Source organism: Rhodovulum sp. 12E13 (assembly GCF_003340565.1).
Taxonomy (GTDB): Bacteria; Pseudomonadota; Alphaproteobacteria; order Rhodobacterales; family Rhodobacteraceae; genus HLUCCA09.
The window spans coordinates 148,024-174,281 of record NZ_QPLK01000004.1 but is presented as its reverse complement, the minus strand read 5'-3'; the positions used below and the strand labels follow the sequence as shown (position 1 = coordinate 174,281).

Genomic DNA, 26,258 nt, shown 5'->3' with positions numbered 1-26,258 from the left:
CCGGTCACTTGTCGAAAAGCGCGGCGAAGGAGGCGCGGTTGGCGTCGCCGAAGGAGGCGAGCTCGACCGACCACCCGGTCTCGTCGTCGAAGATGGCGAGACGTCCATTCTCGAACTCTACGAGTCTGAGCGGCAGCGTCTCCGCGACCCCGTGCTGCATGCGGGTGCGGTTCATCCCCCGCCAGATGACCGAGATGAACCCGGCCTCGTCGGGGCCGAGGTCGGCCATGACCGCACCGTCGCCCGCCTTCACCACGACGCCGCCATACTTGTCGCCGTCGAGGATGACCTGCCGGCTGCGGACCTCTTCCGAGGGCAGCGGCTGGCCGACGAGCGGGCGGTCTGTCACGACGGCGTAGGTGGTGATCGCCAGCGACGACAGCGCGAGGATCGCCATCGCCTTGAGCAGCACGGGCGGGATCATCTCGCGGTCGCGGTTGACCAGCTCGGGGTTGGCGCGCTGCGCCGCGTTGAGGGGCTTCTCTCGGGAAAGCGGTGTGTCGGACATCTCGGGGTCTCCTTACTCGGCGGGCACCGGCCCGGCGCCGGCGGGCCGGGCGGGCGCGCCCTCGGCGCGGGCGATCTGCGGCTGGGCAAGCTTGCCCTCGGCCGCCTCGGCGAGGATCTCGGCGACGTGTTGCGCATCGGGAATGCAGCGGAAGGCGGGCTGGGGCAGGCGGGCGTGCCACGGGCGGACATGCGGCCAGAGCACCAGGTACGACAGCTGCGCGCCGCCATCCTTGGCGGGCTCGAAGGCGATGGTGCCGGTGCCGGTCTTGCGCAGGTCGAGCGCGATGTTCTCGATCTTCGAATAGGGCATCTGCAGCGTCACCTGCAGCGCCGCGCCGGTGCGCAGGATCACCCGCGAGGTGGTGACGGTGTAGACCGCCTGCCGCGCCTGCAGCCACGAGAAGCCGTAGAGCAGGCCCACGGCGGCGAGGCCGAGCACGATCGGCGGCACGGCCGAGGCGAAGGCGACGCCGGCAGGGTGGTCGGCCAGGGCCGAGACCACGCGCCAGACGGTGAGAAGGGCGAAGTAGCCGATCACCCACTTGAGCAGCAGGCTCTCGACGGCGAGCCGCCACGCGTTCGGCTTGCCCTGCCAGAGCATGTCCTCGCCCGGAGGCAGCGGCTCGGGAAGCCCGTGGGAATGCTCGAAGGCGAAATCGTCGTGGTCGTGGTCCATCATCTGTCCGGTTCCCTCATCATGACCGGCCGGGGCCGGCGGGGCCGGGCTGGCGAGGCCCGGCCCTGTCGTCGTTTGTGTCGTCAGAGCACTTCCATCACGGGCTCGCGACCGGCGCCGTAGAGACTGCCGGCGGCGACGAAGGCCGAGACCTTGTCTTCCTCGAGCTTGGTGATCTGCGTGTCGGACTTGAGCGCCGGGATGCCGGCGAAGCGCTCCTTCACCAGCGAGCGGACCATGACGTGGCCGCGCTTGATGACCGCGAGCTGGATCGGAACCAGACGCTTGCCCGCGCCATCGACATCGACCTCGATGTAGCGGACGAGCTGCTCGGGCTCGTCGATCCACAGGTCCGACACGGTGCCGGCCACTTCCTTGTCACGACCCATCACGGGCAGGCCGCGCGGGTCGCGCCCGGCCGAGACCATGAACGTGTCGTGCGACGACATCGGCACGATCTTGGGGTAGCCCTTGCCGTCGAGCTCGGGCTTGTCCTCGCGCACCGCCCAAGAGGCCGGGCCCACGCCGTCGTCCATCGGGTCGCCCGTGGGCCGCAACGGGTAGCCGCCCATCGGCGACGTCCGCTCGAGCGCAAGGTCGGTGCGGCGGTGCGCGTCTTCCACCTCTTGCGAGGGCACCGTCCACTCGCCGCCGCCGTGGGGCAGGATGCGGGTCTTGGGCGCGGGCACCGGGAAGGGGCCCTGGTTGGCGGCTGCAGCGCCGTCCTCGTCTTCGAGGGGGTAGCCCTCGCGCATGTTCTCGGTCTGCAGGTAGTAGATCAGCAGCGCGAAGAAGAGCCAGAAGAGCCATATCGAAAGGCTCGCCAGATCGAAATTTCCGAAGAAGTTGACGCCAACCATGTGAGGGTCCTCCGAGGGGTTGTCGGGCGGCGTCCCGCCCGGGCGGTTGGTTGTCGGGCGGGGCCCCGCCCGTTGGGGTTCAGGTGGGCAGCTCGGCGAGGCCGATGCCCGGCTTGGTGGTTTCCGTTTCCGGTTTGCGGTAGGTCCCCAGCTTTACCAGCGGGCCGAGGACGGCGAGGGTGGCGAACAGCAGGGCGATCTCGACGTGGTAGACCATGCTGTAGCCGGTGGCGGGCCCGAGCGTGTCGGGGAGCGATGTGGCGGCGACCGCGTCGCGGATGGTGCCGCCCGTGAAGATGGCCACGCCCGCGGCGGTGGCCTGCGCCGCGCCCCAGGCGCCGAGCGCAAGACCGCGACCGGCCGTGCCGGTGGCGGGCATCGTCATCGCCGCGGTCAGGGTCGACACGGCGAAGAGCCCGCCGCCGAAGCCGATGCAGGCGGCGCCCGCGAAGAACAGCGGCGCCGAGTCGAGGGGGGCGGCGAAGATCACCGCCGAGAAGGCGACGATGCCGGCGAGCAGCCCCACGGCGGCGATGCGGTAGGGGTCGCGCCCCTGCGCCAGCCATCTGGCCGACTGCGCGAAGGCCACGAGCGCGCCCGCTGCCCATGCCGCCGTCAGCAACGTGGTGGCCGAGACAGACAGGCCGAGGATCTCGCCGCCGTAGGGCTCCAGCAGAACGTCCTGCATGTTGAAGGCGAGCGTGCCGAGCGCCACCACGGCGATCAGCCGCCCCGCCTGCCCCCCGGCCATGAAATCGGCCCAGGCATCGCGGAAGAGCGGCCGCGGTGCCGCGCGCTCCTCGCGGCTCATCGGGCGCACCTGCTCCTGCTTCCACAGCGCCACGACGTTGAGCAGCACGGTGACCACGGCCGCCCCCTGGACGACCTGGATCAGCTTGAGCGGCGTGAAGTCGCGCAGGAACCAGCCGATCACCAGCGCCGAGACGCCCATGCCCACCAGGAACATCACGTAGAGCAGCGCCACCACCCGGGGCCGCGTCTCGTCGCTCGCCCGGTCGGAGGCGAGCGCGAGGCCCGCGGTCTGCGTCATCGAGATGCCCAGGCCGGTCATCAGGAAGGCCAGCGCGGCCAGGATCTCGCCGTCGTAGGGAAAGTCGTAGAGCGTGTCGCCGCCCAGCACGAGCAGCGCGAAGGGCATGATCGCCAGGCCGCCGAACTGCCAGAGCGAGCCGAACCAGATGAACGGCACCCGCTTCCAGCCGATCGCGCTCCTGTGCGTGTCGGAGCGGAAGCCGAGCAACGCCCGGAACGGCGCGATCAGCACCGGCAGGGCGATCATCGCCGCCACGATCATCGCCGGCACGTAGAGCTCGACGATCATCACCCGGTTCAGCGTGCCCAGCAGCATGACCGTGGCCATGCCGACCGAGATCTGGAACAGCGACAGCCGCAGGATCTCGGAGAGCGGGAACCCTTCGGACCCCGCGTCGGCGAAGGGCAGGTATTTCACCGTCAGTCGCTTGAGGAGCGGTGCGGTGTTCATCGCGCCACCTCCAGGCAGGTCGAGATGTAGAAGCCGCGGGCGACCCGCTCGATCTCCTTCAGCCGCGCGGGAATGCCCGCCTCGGCCATGGCGGCGGCGAGGCGCGCGGGCGAATGCGGCACCATGACGGGCGAGCGGTCGGCGCGCGGGAAGAGCTTGCCCGCCTGCCACATCGCCATCAGCAGCGGCGTGCGCGGCGCGACGGTGAAGACGATGGCCCCCGAGATGCGCCCGAGCAGCCGGTCGACCGCGGCGGCGATCGTGGGCGCGTCGTAGTAGATCAGGCTGTCCATGGCGACGACGTAGTCGTGCGCCCCGTGCACGGGGTCGAGCATGTCGCCCGCCGCGAAGGTCACGCGCCGTTCCATGTCGCGCGGCAGCCGCCTGCGCGCGATCTCCACCAGCGCCGGCGAGATGTCGACGGCGGTGACATGGGCGCCCCGCGCCGCCAGCTCCGCCGTCATCTGCCCCGCGCCGCAGCCTGCATCGAGCACCCGCGCGCCGCTCAGGTCCGCCGGCAGGCGCGACAGCATCGCTTCGCGCATCCGGTCGCGGCCCTCGCGCACCGTCTGCCGCACCCGGCTCACCGGCGCGTCCGAGGTCAGCCGCTCCCACACGCGGGTCGCCGTCCGGTCGAAGTAGTGCTCGACGCGGGCGCGCGTGCCCTCGTAGCCGCCGGCCTCGGCCGACGGCCCGTCCTGACCGGAGCCGGGAAGGATATGCGCGGGCGCCCGCATCAGTCGAAGCCCAGAAGCTCGAAGATGTGGCGATCTTCCAGGGGCGCGGGCGCCAGCGGCTCGGTGCCGTTCCACAGCGTCTCGGCCAGCCGGATATACTCGGCCCGGCACTGCACGATGTCCTCCTCGTCGGGCATCTCGAACAGCGTCTTCTTCTTCAGCCGCGAGCGGCGGATCGCATCGACGTCGGGCATGTGCGCGATCCGCCTGAAGCCCACCGTCTCGCAATAGCGATCCACCTCGTTGGTCTCGCGCGAGCGGTTGGCGACGCAGCCGGCCAGCCGCACGTTGTAGTTCTTCGACTTCGCCTGCACGGCGGCGATGATCCGGTTCATCGCGTAGATCGAATCGAAGTCGTTGGCGGTCACGATCACCGCCCGGTCGGCGTGCTGCAGCGGCGCGGCGAAGCCGCCGCACACGACATCGCCGAGCACGTCGAAGATCACCACGTCGGTATCCTCGAGCATGTGGTGCTGCTTCAGCAGCTTCACCGTCTGCCCCACCACGTAGCCGCCGCAGCCGGTGCCCGCGGGCGGCCCGCCGGCCTCGACGCATTGCACGCCGTTGAAGCCCTCGGTGACGAAATCCTCGGGGCGCAGTTCCTCGGTGTGGAAGTCGACGTCCTTGAGGATGTCGATCACCGTCTCCTGCAGCCGGCCCGTCAGGGTGAAGGTCGAGTCGTGCTTGGGGTCGCAGCCGATCTGCAGCACCCGCTTGCCGAGCATCGAGAAGGCGACCGACAGGTTCGACGAGGTCGTCGACTTGCCGATCCCCCCCTTGCCGTAGACGGAGAACACCTTCGCCCCCTCGATCTTCATCGACGGGTCCTGGTGCACCTGGACAGAGCCCTCCCCGTCCTCGCCTTTCAGGACAGGCGGCGTGGCGACGCGGCGGGCGGCCGGCGGCTGTCTGGGATCGTCATAGGGGCTCATGCGCGTCCTCCTTCCGACGGGGCTCCTGTCGCCCCCATCATCTTGGTCCAAATACTCCGGGGGGTCCGGGGGGCTGGCCCCCCGCTCCCGGCCTCTCGGCTGGCACAGGCGTATGGACGGCGCGGGCTCATTCCGCGGCGATCCCTTCCAGCCGGTCCTCGAGCTCGTCGGCCGCGTCCTGCAGGGCGGCGAGCGTCGCCTCGTCGGGCTGCCAGTAGTTCCGGTCGTGCGCCTCCAGCAGCCGGCTCGCCATGCGCGCGCTGGCCTGCGGGTTCATCTCGGCGAGCCTCCGGCGCATCGCCTCGTCCAGCACGAAGGTCTCCGAGATCCGCTGGTAGACCCAGGGCTCGACCTGACCGGTCGTCGCCGACCAGCCGAGCGTGTTGGTCACCTGCGCCTCGATCTGGCGCACGCCCTCGTGGCCGTGGCGCAGCATCCCCTCGAACCACTTGGGGTTCAGCGAGCGCGAGCGCGTCTCGAGCGCCACCTGGTCCTGCAGCGTGCGCACCTTGGCCGCACCGCGGGTCTGGTCGCCGATATAGACAGCGGCCTCCTCGCCCTTGGCACGCTTCACCGCGCGGCTGATGCCGCCGAGCGTGTCGAAGTAGTGGTCGACCGTCGTGACGCCCAGCTCGACAGACTCGAGGTTCTGGTAGGCCACCTCGACGTCCTTCAGCGTCTCCTTCAGGAGCGCGGGGTTGGCCTTCGACTTGCCGTTCAGCCCGTAGGCGAAGCTCTTGCGCTTCTCGTAGGCGTCGGCGAGTTCGTCCTCCTCGTCCCAGGCGCCCGAGTCGATCAGACCGTTCACGTTCGAGCCGTAGGCGCCCTCGGCGTTGGAGAAGACGCGCAAGCTCGCCTCCTCCATGTCGCAGCCCATCTTCTCGGCATAGGCCAGCGAATGGGCACGGACGAAGTTCATCTCGGGGGCCTCGTCGGCTGTGGCGCACTTCCACGCGGCCTCGGCCAGCAGCTTCGTCTGCAGGGGCAGCAGGTCGCGGAAGATGCCCGAGAGCGTCATCACCACGTCGATGCGCGGCCGGCCGAGCTCTTCCAGAGGGATCAGGTCGGCGCCCGACAGCCGCCCGTAGCCGTCGAACCGGGGCTTCGCGCCCATCAGCGCCAGCGCCTGCGCGATCGGCGTGCCGTCCGACTTGATGTTGTCCGACCCCCAGAGCACCAGCGCGATCGAGCGCGGCAGCGTCGGGTGGGTCTGCAGCAGCAGGTCGGCCTGCTTGGCCCCTTCCGACAGCGCGAAGGCGGTGGGCATCCGGAACGGGTCGAAGGCGTGTATGTTGCGCCCCGTCGGCAGCACCTCGGGCGAGCGGATCAGGTCGCCCCCCGGCACCGGCGCGATATAGCGCCCCGACAGGGCGCGCATCAGCGCGGGCAGTTCGTGATCCTCCTGCAAGAGGCGATCGACCCGTTCCCGCACCTCTTCCGACTGGTCGGCCATCGTCGAGAGGTGCTCGGCCCGCGCCTCGGCGCTCATCGGCCGGCCCACAACGTGCAGCCCGTCGGGGATCAGCGCGTCCTCGGTCTCCAGGAGCTTGATCCACAGCCGGTCGGGGCTCTCGCCGCCCATGTCCACCGCCTCGGCCTGGTCGGCGATCAGCCGCTCCAGTTCTTCCCTCCGCGGGTCCTGCGGCTCCATCTCGCGCCAGCGGCCCACCGAGTCCTTCAGCTCCGAAAGGCCCTTGTAGAGGCCCGAGGCCGCGAGCGGCGGCGTCAGGTGCGTCACCGTCACCGCGCCCGATCGGCGCTTGGCGAGCGACGCCTCGGAGGGGTTGTTGGAGGCGTAGAGATAGACGTTCGGCATCTCGCCGATCAGCCGGTCGGGCCAGTCGCGCGCGCCGAGGCCCGCCTGCTTGCCCGGCATGAACTCGAGCGCCCCGTGCATGCCGAAATGCAGCACCGCGTCGGCGCCGAAGGTATTGCGCAGCCACAGGTAGAAGGTGACGAAGGCATGCGTCGGCGCGAAGCCCTTCTCGAACAGAAGGCGCATCGGGTCGCCCTCGTAGCCGAAGGCGGGCTGCACGCCGACGAACACGTTGCCGAAATGGGCCCCGAGCACGTAGACGCCCCGCCCGTCCGACTGGATGCGCCCGGGCGCCGGCCCCCAGACCTGCTCGACGGCCTTGAGCGGCGGCGTCTGCTTGACGATGGTCTCGGCGTCGATGTGGGCGGCGACATTCGCCTCCTGCCCGTATTGCTTGGCGTTGCCCTCCAGGACCGCGCGGCGCAGGTCGTCGACCGTCTCGGGCACCTCGACCGTGTAGCCCTCGGCCTTCATCCGCTTCAGCGTGTTGTGCAGGCTCTCGAACACAGACAGATATGCGGCGGTCCCCACCGCGCCCGCGTTGGGCGGGAAGCCGAACAGCACCGCGGCCACCTTCTTGTCGGCGTTGCCCTTGCCCCGCAGCCGCGCCAGCCGGTCGACCTTCTCCACCAGGCTGTCGATCCGCTCGCGGCAGGGCGCCATCGCCTTGGTCTCCGTCTGGCAGGGGCACGCATACTGGCAGCCCTGGCAGCCCTCGGCGCCGTGCCGCCCGCCATAGACGGTCGGGCAGGTCGCCCCGTCGATCTCGGGCAGGGCGATCAGCATCGTCGTCTCGACGGGGCCGAGCCCGCCCGCCGACGAGGCCCACTGCCCCAGCGTCTGGAACTCCAGCGGATGCGCGGCGACGTACGGCACGTCGAGGCCCTCGAGCATCTCGACCGCCGCCTCGCTGTCGTTGTAGGCGGGCCCGCCGACGAGCGAGAACCCGGTCAGCGAGATCAGCGTGTCGATCTTCGAGTGCCCCGCGGCGTCGGTGAAGAACCTCTCCACCGCCGGTCGCGCGTCGAGCCCGCCCGCGAAGGCCGGCAGCACCGCCAGCCCCTTCGCCTCGAGCGCCCGGATCACCGCATCGTAATGCGCGCAGTCCGAGGCGAGGATGTAGGAGCGCAGCATCACCAGCCCGACCGTGGCCGTCGCCCCCTCGGGCCGCGGCAGCGCGGCCGGATCGGTCGTGATCTTCTGGCCCGGCAGGTCGGGGTGGTAGAGCGCCACGTCGGGGTAGTCGATCGGGGCGGCCGCCTCGACCTTGTTCCACTCGGCGTTGTCGGCATACCGCGAGACGAGGAAGCGCACCATCTCGCGGATATTGTCGTCCGACCCGCCCAGCCAGTACTGCATGGTCAGGAAGTAGGCGCGCAGGTCCTGGGCCTTTCCGGGCAGGTAGCGCAGGATCTGCGGCAGCTTCCGCAGGATCTTCATCGACGCCTCGCCCGACGACGACCGCTTCGTCTTGGGCTTCAGCTTCTTGAGCAGCTTCATCGCGCCGGAGGCGGGCTGGCTCATGTCGAGCGTGCCCATCTTCGTGAGGTTCACGATCGCCGGATCGGCGATCACCCCGATCAGCGCGTCGAGATCGTCGCGCCGTGCCTTGAGCTCGGGCAGGACCGCGTTGATGTGCTCCTCGATGAACAGCAGGTTGCACACCACGATGTCGGCGTGCCGGATGGCGAGCTTCGCCTCCTCCAGCGCCTCGGGGTTCTCGGCCCACTCGGCGGCGGCATGGATCGACACGGACAGCCCCGGGAAATCCTCGCACAGACGGTCGGCCACGCGGGCGGCGGGGCCAGCCGCGTGGGCGTCCAGCGTGATCACCGCGAAGCGGTAGCCGGGGATGTAGCCGTCATCTCGCATAATGGGCCTTGGCCTCGTAGAGGGTGTCGACGCTGATCTCGGTCACGCCGCGCTCGGCGGCGTACTTCTCGGTGTTCCGCTTGGCCTTGCCGCGCACGAAGAAGGGGATCTTCCTGAGTTCCCGCTCGGCGTCCGCGAGCCACGTCACCACGTCCGATCCGGCCGCCGGAGCGGGCGCGCCCTCGGCCGGGGCCGCGTCTTCCCCCATCATCTTGGCGGAAATACTCCGGGGGGTCTGGGGGGCTGGCCCCCCATCCTCTCCGCCGGGCGCCTCGGCCCGCCGGGTGGCCTTGCCACCGTGGTGGCTCGGGCCGGCCTCGTCGTGGAACTCGAAATCCTCGCGGAACATCGCCAGCAGGTGCTCCTCGAGCCCCATGACCAGCGGGTGCACCAGCGTGTCGAACAGCACGTTCGCGCCCTCGAAGCCCATCACGGGCGAGTAGCGGGCGGGAAAGTCCTGCACGTGGACGGGGGCGGAGATCACGGCGCAGGGGATGCCGAGGCGCTTGCCGATATGGCGCTCCATCTGCGTGCCGAGGATCATCTCGGGCGCGAGATCCTCGATCCGCCGCTCGACCTCGAGGTAGTCGTCGGTGATCAGCGCCTCGACGCCGTAATCCTTGGCCAGCGCGCGGATGTCGCGGGCGAACTCGCGGTTGTAGCAGCCGAGGCCCACCACCTCGAAGCCCATCTCGTCGCGCGCCACGCGGGCCATCGCCTTCACGTGCGTCGCGTCGCCGAAGAGGAACACGCGCTTGCCGGTCAGGTAGGTGCTGTCCACCGACTTCGACCACCAGGGAAAGCGCAGGCGGCTCTCGTCGGCCTCGGGGCGCACGCCCGCGATCTCGGCCACCTCGGCGACGAAGTCGCGCGTCGCGCCGGTGCCGATGGGGATCGTCTTCGTCCAGGGCTGGCCGTGCTCGCGCGACAGCCAGCGCGCCGCGGCCTCGCCCGTCTCGGGATAGAGCAGCACGTTGAAATGGGCGGCGCCGAGGCGGGCGATGTCGGCGGGCGTGGCGTCCATCGGCGCGACCACGTTCACCTCGACGCCCAGATCGGCGAGCAGGCCCGTGATCTCCTCGACATCGTCGCGGTGCCGGAAGCCGAGGCCGGTCGGTCCGAGGATGTTGGCGGTGACGCGGGCGGTCTTCTCGACCGGCTTCGCGAGGTGCCGGACGATCTGGAAGAACGTCTCGTCGGCGCCGAAATTCTCCTTGCGGGAGTAGGACGGCAGCTCGAGCGGGATGACCGGCACCGGCAGGCCCATCGTCTCGGCCAGCCCCGCGGGGTCGTCCTGGATCAGCTCGGCGGTGCAGGAGGCGCCGACGATGATCGCCTGCGGGCGGAACCGGTCGTAGGCGTCCTGCGCGGCGGTCTTGAAGAGGTTGGCGGTATCGGAGCCGAGGTCCTGCGCCTGGAAGGTGGTGTAGGTGACGGGCGGGCGGTGGTTGCGCCGCTCGATCATGGTGAACAGCAGGTCGGCATAGGTGTCGCCCTGCGGCGCGTGCAGCACGTAGTGCAGATCGCGCATGCCGGTGGCGACGCGCATGGCGCCCACATGCGGCGGGCCCTCGTATGTCCAGACGGTGAGCTTCATTGGCGACCTCCGGGGGCGCTGCCCCCGGACCCCCGGAGTATTTGAACCAAGATGATGGAGGGGGCCGGGGTCATCGGGCCGCCTCCAGCTTGAGCGCGGCGCGGCGGCGCAGCGGGCGCGAGAACAGGCCCGCGAGATCGCCCGCCTGCTCGTAGAAATGGACCGGCGTGAAGACGAGCTCGATCGCCCACTTGGTGGAGAGCCCTTCCGCCTCGAGCGGGTTGGCGAGGCCGAGGCCGCAGACCGTTAGGTCGGGGCGCGCGGCGCGGCAGCGGTCGAGCTGCAGGTCGACGTCCTGCCCCTCGGACAGCGTCGGACCCTGCTCCATCAGGGCGAGGTCGGGGCCGTGGATCTCCTTGTGGATGTAGGGGCTGCCGACCTCTTCGGCGCGCATGCCGCATTCGCGGGTGAGGAAGCGCGCGAGCGGGATCTCGAGCTGGCTGTCGGGGAAGAAGAAGACCGACTTGTCGGACAGCTCGGCCGCCTGCGCGGCGATCGCCTTGCGGGCACGGGCGCGGGGGGCGGCGGTGACCTGCTCGAAGCGGTCGCGGCCGACGCCGAATTCCTCGGCCAGCGCGGCGAGCCAGGCGGTGGTGCCCTCCTCGCCGAAGGGGAAGGGCGCGGGGATGTGCCGGGCCCCGCGGCGCTGCAGGGCGGCGGCGGTGTCGGACAGGAAGGGCTGGGTGAGGGCGAAGACGGTATTCGGCCCGACCTCGGGGTAGGCGTCGGAGCGCGGCGCCGGCAGGACCTGCACGTCGTCGATGCCGAGATCGCCCACCAGCTTCTTCATCTGGTCCTCGACCACGTCGGGCAGGGCGCCCACCAGCAGCAGGTTGCGGCGGTCGGTGGCGCCCAGTTCGGGCACCATCGAGGCGAGGCAGGCGTCCTCGCCCTGGGTGAAGGTCGTCTCTATGCCGGAGCCCGAGTAGTTGAGCACCCGCACATGCGGCGCGTGCTCCTTCGAGAGGCGCTCGGCGGCCTTGGCGAGGTCGAGCTTGATGACCTCGGAGGGGCAGGAGCCCACGAGGAAGAGCTGGCGGATGTCGGGGCGGCGCTCGAGCAGGCGGGCCACCTCGCGGTCGAGCTCCTCGTTGGCGCAGGCCATGCCCGCGAGATCCTTTTCCTCGAGGATGGCGGTGCCGAAGCGCGGCTCGGCGAAGATCATCACGCCGGCGGCCGACTGCAGCAGGTGCGCGCAGGTGCGCGAGCCCACGACGAGGAAGAAGGCGTCCTGCATCTTGCGGTGCAGCCAGATGATTCCCGTCAGGCCGCAGAAGACCTCGCGCTGGCCGCGCTGCTTGAGAATCGGCGTGTCGGTGCAGCCGCCGGTCAGCGGCATCCGGTGCTCGGTCATGCGGGGAGCTCCGTCGGTTCGGTGGCTTTGGCGGCGGCGGCGCGGTCGGCGCGCTCGGCAGACAGGCGGGCCTGGCGCAGCTTCCAGACGAACTGGACGGCGTTGACCACGTAGGCGGCATAGGCGGCGAGCGCGATCCACATCTCGACGCGCGACCCCCAGTCGGCGAAGAGCACGGCGTAGACGTAGAGGGTGTGCAGGGCGATGACGCCGAAGCTGACGACGTCTTCCCAGAAGAAGGCGGGCGCCAGAAGGTACTGGCCGAACACGACCTTTTCCCAGATCGCGCCGGTGACCATGATCGTGTAGAGCACGCCGGTCTTGACGAGGATCGAGACCGTGGCCGCGACATAGCCCTCGCCGGTGGCGAGATAGCGGACGACCAGCGCCAGCGAGACTGCAAACACCACGAACTGCAGCGGCGCGAGCACACCCTGCACCAGCGTCCACTTCGTGGCGTCGCGCCGGGCGCGCTGCTCGGGCGTGTAGAGCTGACCGTCGGCCGGCCTTTCGTGGCGCGCCTTGTCGTGGCGACTCGCTTGCATCTGGGCCCTCCCTGGCGCCGTTCGTGGAAGGGAGTATGGAACGCCCAGCCCGGGTGTCAATTAAAACTTACAGTCTTGCAGTTTACAGAAGGACGCGGCCCCACCGGGGGGCGCTGCGGCATCCTGCCCCGTCCCGCCTTTGTTTTCTTAGCACTTCAGTCTTGCACCCCACGCGCCAGGCGCGGCGCGACAGGCCCCTCTGTCAGTTTGATTTGACAACTTGGCGCCGAAACGGGAAAGTTTTGGGGCACGGTCGCCTCCGCGCACGACCGCCCATGGAGCCAGCGAGGACCCGACATATGCTGAACGATGGCTGCGAACCTGGCGGACCCGGCGATCACGGGCCGACTCACGCCACGACGAAGGGGCAGGGCCATGGCGCGGCCACGCCGGGGGCAGGCGTCAGGGCGGGGGCCGACTTCGGCGCCGGAATTTCCGTGCAGGGCCGCGAGGCCCAGGTGCTCGCCATGATCGCCACGGCGGTGCTGTCGCCCGACCGGGCGGAGGGGGAGCGGCAATTGCGTGCCCTGCTCGCCGACGGACTCGATCGTCAGCGGCTGGTGGACGAATGGATCCCCGCAGTCGCCCGCCGCTTCGGCGATGCCTGGGCGCAAAGCGGGCACAGCTTCGTGGAGGTGTCGATCGCGGTGGCCCGGCTGCAGGGCTGGCTGCGCGAGATCGAGGCGCCGCGGCCCGAGGCACCCTTTTGCCTCGACGCGCCCGAGGTGCTGCTCCTCGTCGCCGAGGGCGCGCACCACACCCTCGGGGCGATGGTGGCGATGTCACGCTTTCGACGGCTCGGCGCACTGGTGCGTCTCTCGCTCGGGCAGGACGCGCGCACCGTGGGCCAGATCGTCCGGGCGCAGCATGTCGACATGGTCGCCTTGTCGGCTGCGGGCAACGAAGACCTTGAATTTCTCACCACGCTCATACATTCGATTCGATCGGGTGTAGGTCCGGCGCCCTACGTCGTTCTCGGGGGCGAAATACTGAACCAGAATCCCGACGCGCCCGCGCTCATCGGTGCGGATTTCGTCACGTCGGACCCTGAGGAGGCTCTGAAGCTTTGCGGCCTTACGACATCAGCAAGCGCCGGACCGTCCCCGAAGGCGGGCCGGGCAGCCGCGAGGGGGCAGCCCGAACGGGTGCCTACGGGAGCGTGAGCTCGGGCGGGACGACATACTGGACGCCAGGGTCGATCCCGCTGATCGCACCGGATATCCTCGGCGAGATCATCGCCACCGCCTCGGATCTCTCGGTGGTCGTTTCGGCAGAAGGCAAGATCCTCTCGGTCCTTCGCAACCCGGAGAGCGCCCAGCTCTCCGAGGCCGAAGCGTGGGAAGGTGCCGATATCCGCGACACCCTCGCCCAGGACAGCGTGACCAAGGTCGATGAGAGGCTCGCCGCCCTGCGCGACGGCGGCAAGGGCGTGTCGGGCGTCGAGCTCAACCATGTCGGGCGCGGCGGGGTGGAATTTCCGATCCGCTACTCGTTCCACCGGATCGGGCCGGACGGCACGGTGCTGATGCTCGGCCGCGACCTGCGGCCCATCGCCGAGATGCAGGAGCAGCTCGTCAAGGCGCAGCTCGCGCTCGAGCAGGATTACGAGGTCCAGCGCGATTTTGACACGCGCTACGGCGTGCTGATGGAAGTGACCACCGAGCCGCTCGTCTTCGTCTCGATCGGAACCGGGCGCATCACCGACGCCAACGCCGCCGCCGCGGACCTGCTCGACCTGTCGCGCGACGAGGCCGTGGGCACGACCTTCGCCACCGAGTTCGAGGGCAAGAAGCGCGGCGAGTTCGTCGAGACGCTCACGAGCGCCGCGATCACAGAGGGCGCCGGCCCCGTCACCGCCCGAATCAAGCGCACAGGAACGACCGTGTCGCTCAACCCCTTCGCCTTCCGCGCGGCGGGCGAGCGCATGCTCCTCGTCCGCCTCGGCGCGGAAGATGACGCGCCGGTGACGCTCGGCAGCCTCGCAAGCGATCTTCACGGTCTGTTCGTCGAGGGGGTCGACGGGATCGTCTTCACCGATGCCGATGGCGTGATCCGCGCGGCCAACGACGCTTTCCTCGGGCTTGCCGACGCCGCCCATGTCTCGTCGGTCAAGGGCCGCAGCCTCGCGCAGTTCCTCTCGCGCGGGGCGGTCGATCTCAAGGTGCTTCTCGAGAACGCCGAGCGCGCCGGACAGATGCGGATGTATGCCACCAAGCTCGCCAGCGAGTACGGCTCGTCCGTCTCGGTCGAGATCTCGGCCACCTACCTCGCCGACCGCTCGCACCCGGCCTTCGTCTTCGTCATCCGCGACGCGAGCCGTGCCGAGGCGATGCGCAAGCCGGGCGTTGGGGTGAGCGACGATGCGATGCGCTCGGTGATGGAGCTGGTCGGCTCGGCCACGCTGAAGGACATCGTTGCCGAAACGACCGATGTCGTCGAGAAGATGTGCATCGAAACGGCGGTGGAGCTCACGCGCAACAATCGCGTTGCGGCGGCCGAGATGCTGGGGCTCTCGCGGCAGTCGCTTTACGTCAAGCTGCGCAAGTACGGACTGCTCTCCCGCGAGGAGTGACCGGAACCGGCACCGATGGCCTCCCCAGGAGCTTGGTCCGCCTGACCACCCTGGCCTGCATTCGGGCCGGCCGGCCCTTTTGCACCCGGCGGCGCAAGGTCAGTCGCGCAGCAACTCGTTGATGCCGACCTTGGCGCGCGTGCGTTCGTCCACGCGCTTCACGATCACCGCGCAGTAAAGGTTGACCCCGTTCTTCGACGGCATCGACCCCGACACGACCACCGAGTAGGGCGGCACCTCGCCCATGAAGACCTCGCCGCTCTCGCGATCGACGATCTTGGTCGACTGGCCGATGAACACGCCCATCCCCAGGACCGAGCCCTCGCGCACGATGCAGCCCTCGACCACTTCCGACCGGGCGCCGATGAAGCAGTTGTCCTCGATGATCGTGGGGTTGGCCTGCATCGGCTCCAGAACCCCGCCAATGCCGACGCCGCCCGACAGGTGGACGTTCCTGCCGATCTGCGCGCACGACCCCACGGTCGCCCAGGTGTCGACCATCGTGCCCTCGTCGACATAGGCGCCGAGATTGACGAAGGACGGCATCAGCACCACGCCCGGCGCGATGTAGGCCGAGCGCCGCACGACGCAGTTGGGCACCGCACGAAAGCCTGCCGCCTTCCATTCGGGGTCGCCCCAGCCGGCGAACTTGCTGTCGACCTTGTCCCACCAGGCACCGCCCTGCGGCCCGCCCGATTGCTGGTGCATGTCGCGCAGCCGAAAGCCCAGCAGCACGGCCTTCTTGGCCCACTGGTTGACGTGCCATTGCCCGTCGTCGCCCCGTTCTGCCACGCGCAGACGGCCCGAATCGAGCGCGCCGAGCGTCGCCTCGATGGCGTTGCGCGTGTCGCCCTTGGTGGCGGGCGTGATCGTGTCGCGCGTCTCCCACGCGGCCTCGATCGCGGCTTCCAGCTCGGCGGTGTTGGACATCGCACGCCCCCTCTGGTCTGGTGCTTCGGCGGGCTATAGACGGACCGCGGGGCAGGCGCAATCGGAGGCATCATGCGCGAGGAACGGCACCGCGGCTTCCGCGACGCCCACGAGGACAGCGAGGTCGCCCGCGGCGTCCCCAATACCGAGCAGACACGCTCGCCGGCCTACCGGCTCGCCTTCGCCGACGAGGAATTCATCTACCGCGACGAGCTGCGCCCCGTGCGGCTGCAGCTGGAGCTGCTCAAGACCGAGCTGCTGATGGCCGAGGCCGGGATCGATTCGACCGTCGTGCTGTTCGGTGGTGCGCGCATCCCCCGGCCCGCCGCGGCCGCGCCCGACGCCGCGCCGGGCACCATGGGCGCCTTGAGCCACTTCTACGACGAGGCACGCCGCTTCGCCCGCGCCGTCACCGAGGAATCGGTGGCGCGCGGCGGGCGCGACTGGGTGATCTGCACCGGCGGCGGCCCCGGCGTGATGGAGGCCGGCAACCGCGGCGCGGCCGAGGCCGGCGGCCGCTCGATCGGGCTGTCGATCGTGCTGCCGCACGAGCAGGCCCCGAACGAATACGTGACGCCCGAACTGTGCTTCAACTTCCACTATTTCGGCATCCGCAAGATGCACTTCCTGATGCGGGCCGCCGCCATCGCGGTCTTTCCCGGCGGCTTCGGCACGCTCGACGAGACGTTCGAGGCCCTCACGCTCATCCAGACCGGCCGGATGGAGCAGGTGCCGTTCCTGCTTTTCGGCGAGGCGTTCTGGCGGCGGGTGATCGACTTCGACGCGCTGGTCGAGGCCGGCACGATCTCGGCCGACGATCTCTCGCTCTTCCGATTCGTCGAGACGGCCGACGACGCGCTCAAGGCGATGCGCAGCTGGGAGACCGCGGGCATCAAGCGCGCCGCCATCCCCGGGCGCTGAGGCGTCAGCCAAGGCTCGCGCCCACGAAGATCGCCGCGCCCACGACCACCACCGCGAGGCTTACCTTGTCGGTCGCGGCAAAAACGATCGGATCGTCGTCCATCCGCCCCCGGTGGGTGACCATGACCATCCGGCTGATCCAGTAGAGCAGCAGCGGGCAGACGAGCCACAGCGCCTCGGGCCGCGTGTAGAGCGCCGTCACCTCGTCCGACGAGACGTAGAGCGCGAAGACGAGCACCGCGGAATAGCCCGCCGCCAGCGCCATCGCGCGGATCACCGGCAGGTCGTCGGGCACGTAGCCCCGGCCCGCGCGCTCCTCCTTCCCCTCGGCCAGCATGTCGACCAGCTCCGCCTGCCGTTTCACCGCCGCGAGGGCGAGGAAGAGGAACATCGAAAAGCCGAGCATCCACGGCGAGAGCGCAATGGCGCAGGCGGCCGCCCCCGCGACGATCCGGATCGTGTAGAGGCCGGCCAGGGTGATCACGTCGATGACGAGCCTGCGCTTCAGCCAGAAGGAATAGGCGAACGTCGCGACATAGTAGAGCACGAGCACGAGAGAAAAGACGGGCGGCGTGAAGGCGAGCGCCACCGCCGCGGCGAGGGCGAGCAGCGCGGCCGCGACGGCCAGACCGGCGCCCACGGCCACCTCGCCGGCCGCGAAGGGCCGGTGCCGCTTGCGCGGATGGGCGCGATCGGCGGCGAGATCGGCGATGTCGTTCAGCACGTAGACCGACGAGGCGGTAAGCGAAAAGGCGACGAAGGCCGCGAGCGCCGCACCGATGCCCGCTACGTCGTGCGCGGCCAGAAGTGGCAGGAAGATCAGCAGGTTCTTCGACCATTGGTGCGGCCGCATCGCGCGCACCACCGCCCCGGCCGACAGGCTGGCCCTGGCGCGCGCGGGCAGCACCTCGGGCCCGGGCCCGGCCGCCTCGGCGAGGCGGGCTGCACGATCGGCGCCTTCGGGCGCGTCGGCCACCACGGCGTCGAACAGCCCGAGCCCGTCGGCGACGGCCCGCGCCTGTTCGTGGTCGGCCGCCGTGACGAGGATGGTGCGGCGCCCCTCGGCGCGGGCCGCCCGCACCCGCTCGAGCGCCCCTGCGTCGAGCGGCAGCGCCTCGGGGGGCAGCGGCCGCCTGCGCGACCGACCTCTCAGCGCCCCGAGCGGGTCGGCCGCGACCCCCTGCACCAGCCGCTCTGTGGCGAGGCTGGTGCGGCACAGCACACCCTCGAGCGGCACCACGAGCGCGGCGCCCTGCCCCGTCTCCGCCTCGGCCAGACCCTGTTCCACGTTCCCCTCGCACTTTTCCGCTGCGGGCGACCTTAGCGGCACCGGGGGGCGGCCTGTAGCCGAAAGTCGGGCGAATGGCGCACGAGGTGGGCCACCGGCGCAACGCCGCTCGCCTTGCCCGGGCCCGCGATCCATGGCAGGCGGCGTCGAGATCGACCGGCACGAGGAGGGCTCTATGCGGACCGTTTCCGAGAACAGGTGCTTCGGCGGCGCGCAGGGCGTCTTCGCCCACGACGCCGCGAGCACGGGCTGCGAGATGACCTTTGGCCTCTACCTTCCGCCGCAGGCCGAGGACGGGCCGGTGCCACTATTGTGGTATCTCTCTGGCCTCACCTGCACCCACGAGAACGCGATGGTGAAGGCGGGCGCTCAGGCGCATGCCGCGCGCGCGGGCCTCGCGGTGGTCTTTCCCGACACTTCGCCCAGGGGCGATCAGGTCGCCGACGACGAGGCCTACAACCTCGGCAAGGGTGCGGGCTTCTACGTCGACGCGACAGAGGCGCCCTGGGCGCCGCACTACTCGATGTGGAGCTATGTCACGAAGGATCTCACCGAACTGCTCGGCGCCGAGTTCCCGGTCGATCTCGGCCGGCAGGCGATCTGCGGGCACTCGATGGGCGGGCACGGCGCCCTGACCATAGCGGCGGCGCATCCCGGCCGGTTCCTGTCGGTCTCGGCCTTCGCGCCCATCGCCCACCCCTCCACGTCGGACTGGGGGCGCAAGCAGCTCTCGGCCTATCTCGGCGACGACGAAGCGGCATGGGAGCGCCATGACGCAACCCTGCAGATGCGCACCCGCGGCATAGACGCGCCTGTGCTGGTCGACCAGGGCACGGCCGACCAGTTCATCGACACGCTCAAGCCCGAGGCGCTGGCCGAGGCGATGGCCGCCCGCCGCCAGCCGGGCGAGTTCCGGCTGCAGGCGGGCTACGATCACTCCTACTTCTTCATCTCGACCTTCATGGGCGATCACGTCGACTTCCACGCCGAGGCGCTCGGCCTCTGACCCCATGTAAGGATGCAGGGCTGCCGCAGCGGTTCCGGCAATCCGGCGCCGGGTCGGCTCGCGGCTTGCGTGGCGGCACCCGATGTGCCTGCATGCGCCTGTTCCCACCCCCTCTGGGAGATCGCCCGTGGCCACTTCGCGCCAGCCCAAGTTCCGTTTCGCGGCGGCCATTTTCGCGGGCCTCTCGGCGGCGTCTGCCGCCCTCGCGCAGACCGCCAGCCAGGTGACGCCGGCAGAGGCGGTGCCGCCGACGCAGCCGCTGCGCGGCGCGCTTGTGTTTTCCGGCGCGCCCGGCCTCGCGGCGCCGGCGGGCGCTGAGCGGCTGACGATCCTGGTGGGCGACGTCGCGGTCGAGGGCACCCTGCCGGGGATGGAGGTGCCGACCGAGGCGCTCCGCCAGCGGCTGACGGCGGGGCGCATCCGCGCATCGGAGCTGTTCGAGGCAGCGGCCGAGCTCGAGCAGGCCTATGCCAACGAGGGCTACGTGCTCGCCCGCGTCGTGCTGCCCCGGCAACGGCTGGTCGACGGCGGCACGCTGCGGCTTCAGGTGGTGGACGGCTTCGTGGAATCGGTCGACCTGCGGGCCGCGCCCGCCCCGGTGCGCGACCGCCTCGCGGCGCTGACCGACCCGCTGGTGGGCCGCCGCGGCCTGACCCTTTCGGAACTCGAGCGCCAGATCCTGCTCGCGGGCGACACCTACGGCGTCGCGCTCGGCTCAGCCCTCCAGGCCGGCGCCTCGCCCGGCGGCACGGTGGTGATCCTCGACCCGGAGTATCGCGGGGTGACGGGCTTTGCCGGCCTCGACAACTCGCTGTCCGACAGCCTCGGCGGCTGGAAGTTCGACACCGGGGTGGAGTTGAACGGCCTTCTCGGCTTCGGCGAGTCGCTCTACGCGCGCCTCTCGGGTCACCCGGAGGGCGATTTCGCGGCCGAGCCGGTGCTGCGCACGCTCAGCTTCGGCGCGGTCGTGCCACTCGGCACCGACGGGCTGACGCTGAATCTCGAGCACACGATCAGCCAGACCAATCCCGAAGAGATCGACCCCGACATTCCCAGCGAGTTCGAGCGCAGCTCGGTGCGGCTGTTCTACCCCTGGGTGCGCTCGCGCGATTTCAACCTGACCACGCGGCTGTCGTTCGACGCCCAGCGCGACCGGCTCGACGTCGACACGGCGGCGGGGGCCATCCCGGTCTACGAGGACGATCTGCGCATCCTGCGGCTGGCGGCCGACGCCTTCTGGCAGACTGAGACGAACGCGACGATCGAGGTGGGGAGCGAACTGTCGTTCGGCCTCGACTGCTGCGGCGCGCGTTCGGCCGACGATACGGGCGCAGTGCCGCTCTCGCGTCCCGGCACCGACGCCGACTTCGCCAAGCTCGTGCTGTCGGGCCGCTACCGGGCGCCGCTGGGCGAGGCGTGGGCACTCACCGTGAACGGCCGCGCCCAGACCTCGTTCGGCGAGCCGCTTGCGGTGGCGGAGCAATTCGGAATCGCCACCGAGCGCGAGATCTCGCCGCTCGACACCGGCACGCTGACCGGCGACTCGGGCTGGGTGCTGCGGGGCGAGGTCGCCCGCGAATGGGTGACCGAGGCGGGCGGCCTGCCGCTCGGCCTGTCGCCCTACGCGTTCGCGGCCACCGGGGCCGTCACGCTGGCAGAGCCGGGTCCGGGCCAGCGCGAGACCACCGCCGCCTCGGCCTTCGGCGTGGGCCTCGACCTGTTCACGCCGTTCGACGACAGCTTCTCGAACGCAGCCCTGCGGATCGAGCTGGGAAGGGGAGTGCGCGATGACGACGAGGACGACCGGACGGCGCTCTCCATCGCTGCGAGCTATCGCTTCTGACCGCCGCTGCCGCCGGCTGCGCCTCTGCACGGCGCTGCTGACGACCGCGCTCTGCCCGCTGCCGACGCTGGCGCAGGAGCTGCCGACCGGCGGCACCGTCGTCTCGGGCGGCGCGTCGATCGCCACGCCCGGCGCCGGGCGCATGCAGATCACCCAGACGACGCCGCGCGCCATCGTCGAGTGGAACGGCTTCAGCGTCGACGCGGGCGGGGCGGTCGACTTCGCCCAGCCGGGGGCGGACTCGGCCGTGCTGAACCGGGTGACGGGCCCCCTCGGCAGCCGCATCGACGGCACGGTGACGGGCGACGGGCAGGTCATCCTCGTCAACCCGCACGGCGTCGTGGTCGGCCCGTCGGGGCGGGTCGAGACGGGCAGCTTCGTGGCCTCGACGCTCGACATCGCCAACGGCGATTTCGAGGCCGGGCGCCTGCGATTCTCCGGCGCCGGCTCGTCGGCGGCCGTGGCCAACCACGGCACGATCGCCGTGGCGCAGGGCGGCTTCGCGGCGCTCCTGGGCGGCAAGGTCACGAATACCGGCACGATCTCCGCGCCGATGGGGCGGATCGGCCTCGGCGCGGGCGAGCGCGCCACGCTCGACCTGACAGGCGACGGCTTCCTGCAGATCGCACTGCCGTCGGATACCGACGATGAGGTGCTGATCGAGCAGGCCGGCCGCGTCTCGGCCGATGGCGGACGGGTCGAGATCTCGGCCGCGACCGCGCGCAATGCAGCGCGGCGGGTAGTCAACCTGTCGGGCGTGACCGAGGCACGCAGCGTGTCGGGCCGGTCGGGCGCCATCGTGCTGGGCGGCGGCCCGGGCGGCACCGTGCGGGCGACGGGCCGCGTCGATGCCGGCGCCGCTCCCTCGCGCGTGCTGGTCGAGGCGTCGCCCCGCCCGGCCGTGCGGCCGCAGGGAGGCGAGATCCTCGTCACGGGCGAGCGGATCGAGCTCGCGCTCGGCGCCGAGATCCGGGCTGACGGGCCGGGCGGCGGCGGCCGGGTGCGGATCGGCGGCGACATCCAGGGCCAGGGCCCCCTGCCGCGCGCCGAGAGCCTTGCGATGGACGCCGGTGCGGTCGTCAGCGCCGACGCGACCGAGGCGGGCGATGGCGGCTCGATCGTGCTCTGGGCCGATACCGAGGCGAGCGTGTTCGGCCTGCTCACCGCGCGTGGCGGCTCCGCGGAGGGCGACGGCGGATTCGTGGAGGCGTCGAGCCCCGGGGCCCTGCGCTTCGCCGGTGCGGTCGACACCTCGGCCCCGCTGGGCGCCGGGGGCACCTTCCTGCTCGACCCGACCGACGTGCTGGTGTGCGATTTCGCGCCGGGCAGCTGCGCGCCAGGCGTCACCCCCGGCATCTACACGACCGAACAGATCGAGACGCTGCTCGCCACCACCGCCGTGACCGTCAAGACGGCAGGCCTGGACGAGATCAACGCGATGCCGTTCGACCTCGACCTCGGCTCGGATGCGGGCGACATCACCGTGGCCGGCGACATCGAGTGGTCGAGCTCTTTCACCCTGATCCTCGACGCGGCGCGCGACATCAGCCTGCGCTCGACCATCTCGATGCTCGGCACCGAGACGCCCGCCGTCGACCTGTTCGCGGGGCGCGATATCGTGATCGACGGCGACATCCGCTCGCCCGGCAGCGGCCGGGTGTTCGCCGACGCGGCGCGCGACGCCATCCTCAACGGCGACATCGAGGGGCCCGACACGAGCGTTTTCGCGGATCGGCGGATCGAGACGACCGGAGATATCGTGGCCGCCATCCCCGGCAACGACCAGGCGGTGCTGCTAGCCGCGGGCCTTGTCGATCCGACCGGCCAGATCCGGCTCGATGGCGACGTGCTTGCGCCATCGGGCCGCCTCGCCCTCGAGGCCCCGGGGGGCATCTCGGCCACGGGTGCGGTCGATGTCGACGTCTTCTCGCTCGATCTCGGCACGTGGACCCAGCTCGGCCCCCTGCCCGCCTTCGCCGCGGACGACTTCCGCCTGCGTACCGGCGAGGCGTCGTTCCTCCGCGCCACGGGCGGCACGGGCAGCGCGGCCGACCCTTACGTGATCGTCGACGCCTTCGGCCTCCAGGGCGCGGGCTGGGGCGAGTTCTCGACCGCAAGCTTCGCCCTCGGCGCCGACATCGACGCCTCGGGCAGCGCCGGATGGAATGATTTCGGCTCGGTCGCGCTCGGCTGGCGGCCGATCGGCGCGCTCGGCTCGATCGAGGATTTCGCATCCGTCTCGGTGCCCTACTTTTCGGGCAGCCTCGACGGGCGCGGCTTCACCGTCTCGGGGCTGACCATCCGCGAGCCCGGCCTCGACGCGCGCGACCTGTCGCTCGACCCGGTGGTCGGCATGTTCGGCGGGCTGGACGGCGCCACCGTCAGCAACCTGACTCTGGCCGACATCGACTTCGCCACCGCCCCCGTCGCCTTCGCCGGCGGCCTCGCCGCCCGCGCCATAGGGCCGACCGCGATCTCGGGCGTGACCGTCTCGGGCGGTCTGTCGTTCGACGGGACGCTCGCGCCGTTCACCCAGTCCATGTTCGCCGGCGGCCTTCTGGGAGAGCTCGCGGCCGGCGGGGCGCTCTCGGCCAGCTCCTTTTCGGGCGCTCTGTCTCTCGTCGATGTGGCGCCTCCACCCCCACCCCCACCTCCGCCGCCGCCTCCGGGCAACGATGGGGACGGGCCGCCGTTGCCCTTGCCCCTGTTCCCGGGCGGCAGCCCGCACGCGGGCGCGGCGAACTACGCCGAACTCGGCGGCGCCGTCGGGTTCAACCTGGGCACGCTCGAGGGCGTATCGACCGAGGTGGCGCTGTCGGTCACGGGCGGCGCCGAGGCGTCCGACCTCGCTCCGGTCGCGGCGGGCGGCCTTGTCGGCGCGAACGCGGGCACCCTTTCGTCATCTTCCGCCGCGGGCAGCATCGCGGTTTCCGGCCCGCCCCGCGGCGGAGTGCCCGAGTCCGGCGGCGAGACGTGGTTCGACGACGAAGTGGGCGGCGCGGTCGGCTTCAACCTGTCGGGCGGGACGATCACGGACGTGACAGCGACTACGGACATCACGCTCGCGTCGGGCTCCAACGCCGTCGCGGGCGGCCTCGTGGGCCGCAACGCGGGGTCGGTCGCGGCCTCGCGCGCCCTGGGTGCCGTGGCCTATTCGGGCGATGCCCCGTTCCACGAAGGCAGCGCCTTCGGCGGCTTCGTGGGCGAGAACACGGGCGACATCATCGACGCCCGCGCCGACGGGGCGGTGAGCTTTTCCGGGCCGGCCTCCGACATCGACGAGGACGGGGTGAACTTCGCCACGCTCGGCGGCTTCGCCGGGACGAATACGGGCCTCATCGAGCGCAGCGCGGCGACCGGCGCCGTTTCGGGCGACGGCGGCAGCATCGCGGGTTTCGACCTGTTGGCCGGCGGCCATACCGGCCTCAACTTCGGCACCGTGTCGAACAGTTATGCCAGAGGCGCCGTCGCGCTCGGCGATGCGACCGGGGGCGCCGCCGGCGGTTTCGTCGGAAGAGACGTGTCGAGCACCACGGTGACCGACAGCTACTCGACCGGCGCCGTCACCGCCTCCGGCGGATCGCCCCTGATCGGCGGATTCGCGGGCGAGGTCCCGGGCGGCGGCGTCTCGGGCGCCTACTGGGACGTCGAGACGAGCGGGCTGGCCACCTCGGCCGGCGGCACCGGCCTGACCACGGCCGAGTTGCAGGGCACCACGACGTTCTCCGGCCTCGCCGGGTGGGACTTCGCCACCACCTGGGCGCCCGGCACGACCGGCGATGCGGGGGGCGAGGCGCGGTATCCGCAACTCTACACCATCGACCCGGTCGTGTTCGCCATCGTGGGCGACTTTCCCGGCGGGGTCGCGTTCGGCGACACCGAGGCCGACGCCACCGGCACGCTCGTCGGCGGGCCCGGCACCTACGTCTTCGGCCCGGGCGGTGAGACGCTCCCTGAGTCTGCGGTCTTCGGCACCCTCGCCCTGCCGCCCCTGCCCGCAGGACAGACCCCCGGCGTGACCTTCCCCAGCCGGCAGGCACCCGGCAGTGCCGGCACCGTCTTCCATGTCGTCTATGCGCCGACCGCCGTCGAGGTGACCGCACGGCCGCTGACGGTAATCGCATCGGACCAGTTCAAGGTTTACGGCGATCCCGGATTCGCGCTCGACCAGTTCGCCTTCGCCGTCGAGGGGGAGTTGCTGCCGGGCGACGTGCTGACCGTCACGCTGTCGAGCGACGGCGCGGTGGTGACCGCCCCCGCCGGCACCTTCGCCATCCTCGTGGACGCCGCGCTGTCGGGGCCGGAGGCCGACAATTACGCCCTCGAGATCGAGGAGGGCACCCTCGAGGTGGCTCGGGCCCCCCTCGCCATCACCCCCGACGACCTGACCAAGACAGAGGGCGTGACGCTGTCGTTCGCGGGGACCGAGTTCACCGCGCAGGGGCTGCGCAATGACGATACCGTAACGTTCGTCGGCCTCGAGAGCCCCGGCGCAAGTGCAGACGCATCCGCTGCCGGCAGCCCCTTTCCCATCGGCGTGATCCCGGGGACGGAGCAGGGGCGCGGCCTGCCAAACTACGAGATCGCCTACGGCACCGGCACGCTCGCGGTCGTGCCGCCACTCGACCCGCCCGACCCCGGGCCCTCGCCCGAGACATCGCCCGAGCGGCCGCCCCTTGTCACCGTGCCGCCACCCAACCCGGCCGACGCCGAGACGCCCTCGATCCTGTCCCCTGCCGCACAGGGAGCCGGGGGCGGGGGCGCCTTCGCCTTCGGCACCGGATCGGCCCGGAGCGTCACCGGCTCGCTCGAGGTGGCCGAGACGACCCTGGCCGCCATCACGCGCGCCTCCGACGAGCTGGCGCTGGCCGCTGCCGCATGCAGGCAGGGCGAGGACCAGGTGACCGACTTCCTTGGCTGCATCTCGGAGGCGCTCGAGCGTTACGCCGCCGCCCTCGACCCCTCTGTGCTGGAGCTGCCGGAGGCGATGGAGGCGGTCTCGGCCTCGATCGAGGTAGCGCGGCAGGGCATAGACGGCGCGCGCCGTCAGGCCGAGCAGCGCCTCGCCGGCGTGACCGACCCTGCCCGGCGCCGCGAGATCGAGACCGAGGCGCTTGGCGCGGCGCGCGCCGCGCTCCGGACCGCCGAGGCAGAGGTGACCAAGGCGATCACGCTGATCCGCGCCGACGACCCCGATCTCGCCGGCGCCTACCGCGCGCAGGCCCGAACGGTGCTCGCCGCAATCGACGCGGTCGATCTCGAACTGCAACGCGCGGTCGGTCTCTGAGCTTGGGC

At 70.9% G+C, this 26,258-nt stretch carries 18 protein-coding genes; 6 read left to right on the top strand and 12 right to left on the bottom strand.

The genetic code is table 11. The annotated features are described in order from the left end of the window. Positions 1-4 precede the first annotated feature (4 nt). The 10 genes from puhC to bchF all read right to left on the bottom strand — a co-directional run bounded on the left by puhC (position 5) and on the right by bchF (position 12,403). On the bottom strand, positions 5-508 hold the full coding sequence (gene puhC, locus DLJ49_RS05280) for a photosynthetic complex assembly protein PuhC (protein WP_115392479.1): 504 nt from the start codon (positions 506-508) through the stop codon (positions 5-7). Positions 509-520: 12 nt separating this feature from the next. Further along, positions 521-1,189: a photosynthetic complex putative assembly protein PuhB gene (puhB, locus tag DLJ49_RS05275; RefSeq protein ID WP_369932489.1), complete on the bottom strand. Its 669-nt coding sequence runs from the start codon at positions 1,187-1,189 to the stop codon at positions 521-523. An 80-nt stretch (positions 1,190-1,269) separates the two neighbouring features. After that, positions 1,270-2,046, bottom strand: a complete 777-nt coding sequence (gene puhA / locus DLJ49_RS05270) for a photosynthetic reaction center subunit H (protein WP_115392478.1) — start codon at positions 2,044-2,046, stop codon at positions 1,270-1,272. Positions 2,047-2,125: 79 nt separating this feature from the next. Further along, positions 2,126-3,550, bottom strand: coding sequence for a PucC family protein (locus DLJ49_RS05265; RefSeq protein WP_115392477.1), 1,425 nt, complete (start codon positions 3,548-3,550; stop codon positions 2,126-2,128). Continuing rightward, positions 3,547-4,287: a magnesium protoporphyrin IX methyltransferase gene (gene bchM, locus DLJ49_RS05260; protein WP_115392476.1), complete on the bottom strand. Its 741-nt coding sequence runs from the start codon at positions 4,285-4,287 to the stop codon at positions 3,547-3,549. Before bchM ends, DLJ49_RS05265 begins: the two co-directional genes overlap by 4 nt. After that, positions 4,287-5,105: a ferredoxin:protochlorophyllide reductase (ATP-dependent) iron-sulfur ATP-binding protein gene (gene bchL / locus DLJ49_RS05255; RefSeq protein ID WP_233488773.1), complete on the bottom strand. Its 819-nt coding sequence runs from the start codon at positions 5,103-5,105 to the stop codon at positions 4,287-4,289. The genes bchM and bchL overlap by 1 nt, the downstream gene beginning before the upstream one ends. Before the next feature lie 241 nt (positions 5,106-5,346). Then, positions 5,347-8,907, bottom strand: a complete 3,561-nt coding sequence (locus DLJ49_RS05250) for a magnesium chelatase subunit H (RefSeq protein WP_115392475.1) — start codon at positions 8,905-8,907, stop codon at positions 5,347-5,349. Then, positions 8,897-10,504 (bottom strand): ferredoxin:protochlorophyllide reductase (ATP-dependent) subunit B, encoded by a 1,608-nt coding sequence (gene bchB / locus DLJ49_RS05245; protein ID WP_115392474.1) that lies wholly within the window; start codon positions 10,502-10,504, stop codon positions 8,897-8,899. Before bchB ends, DLJ49_RS05250 begins: the two co-directional genes overlap by 11 nt. A 70-nt stretch (positions 10,505-10,574) precedes the next feature. Then, positions 10,575-11,858, bottom strand: coding sequence for a ferredoxin:protochlorophyllide reductase (ATP-dependent) subunit N (locus tag DLJ49_RS05240; protein WP_115392473.1), 1,284 nt, complete (start codon positions 11,856-11,858; stop codon positions 10,575-10,577). Then, positions 11,855-12,403 carry a 2-vinyl bacteriochlorophyllide hydratase gene (gene bchF, locus DLJ49_RS05235; RefSeq protein WP_115392472.1) on the bottom strand — a complete coding sequence of 183 codons (549 nt, stop codon included), beginning with the start codon at positions 12,401-12,403 and terminating at the stop codon, positions 11,855-11,857. The genes DLJ49_RS05240 and bchF overlap by 4 nt, the downstream gene beginning before the upstream one ends. Positions 12,404-12,870: 467 nt before the next feature. Between bchF and DLJ49_RS05230 the strand changes: the two genes are divergently transcribed. Both DLJ49_RS05230 and ppsR read left to right on the top strand, forming a co-directional pair. Beyond that, positions 12,871-13,566, top strand: a complete 696-nt coding sequence (locus DLJ49_RS05230; protein ID WP_147277263.1) for a cobalamin B12-binding domain-containing protein — start codon at positions 12,871-12,873, stop codon at positions 13,564-13,566. Continuing rightward, a complete protein-coding gene (gene ppsR, locus DLJ49_RS05225) occupies positions 13,563-14,975 on the top strand; it encodes a transcriptional regulator PpsR (protein WP_115392470.1) in 1,413 nt (470 codons plus the stop codon). The genes DLJ49_RS05230 and ppsR overlap by 4 nt, the downstream gene beginning before the upstream one ends. A gap of 99 nt (positions 14,976-15,074) precedes the next feature. Here ppsR and dapD read toward each other — a convergent pair whose 3' ends face one another. Continuing rightward, a complete protein-coding gene (gene dapD, locus DLJ49_RS05220) occupies positions 15,075-15,905 on the bottom strand; it encodes a 2,3,4,5-tetrahydropyridine-2,6-dicarboxylate N-succinyltransferase (protein ID WP_115392469.1) in 831 nt (276 codons plus the stop codon). 72 nt (positions 15,906-15,977) lie between these two features. Here dapD and DLJ49_RS05215 point away from each other — a divergent pair, with 72 nt between their 5' ends. Next, positions 15,978-16,826 (top strand): LOG family protein, encoded by an 849-nt coding sequence (locus DLJ49_RS05215; RefSeq protein ID WP_115392468.1) that lies wholly within the window; start codon positions 15,978-15,980, stop codon positions 16,824-16,826. Between the two features lie 4 nt (positions 16,827-16,830). Here DLJ49_RS05215 and DLJ49_RS05210 read toward each other — a convergent pair whose 3' ends face one another. After that, the gene (locus DLJ49_RS05210; protein ID WP_233488752.1) at positions 16,831-18,114 is read right to left on the bottom strand and encodes a UbiA family prenyltransferase; all 1,284 of its coding nucleotides are present in this window, start codon (positions 18,112-18,114) and stop codon (positions 16,831-16,833) included. 175 nt (positions 18,115-18,289) lie between these two features. Here DLJ49_RS05210 and fghA point away from each other — a divergent pair, with 175 nt between their 5' ends. The 3 genes from fghA (at position 18,290) to DLJ49_RS05195 (ending at position 26,250) form a co-directional block, all read left to right on the top strand. Continuing rightward, positions 18,290-19,120 carry an S-formylglutathione hydrolase gene (gene fghA, locus DLJ49_RS05205; protein WP_115392573.1) on the top strand — a complete coding sequence of 277 codons (831 nt, stop codon included), beginning with the start codon at positions 18,290-18,292 and terminating at the stop codon, positions 19,118-19,120. 127 nt (positions 19,121-19,247) lie between these two features. Next, positions 19,248-20,963, top strand: a complete 1,716-nt coding sequence (locus DLJ49_RS05200) for a ShlB/FhaC/HecB family hemolysin secretion/activation protein (protein ID WP_158547395.1) — start codon at positions 19,248-19,250, stop codon at positions 20,961-20,963. Next, positions 20,908-26,250, top strand: a complete 5,343-nt coding sequence (locus DLJ49_RS05195) for a two-partner secretion domain-containing protein (protein WP_115392465.1) — start codon at positions 20,908-20,910, stop codon at positions 26,248-26,250. Before DLJ49_RS05200 ends, DLJ49_RS05195 begins: the two co-directional genes overlap by 56 nt. Positions 26,251-26,258: the final 8 nt, after the last annotated feature.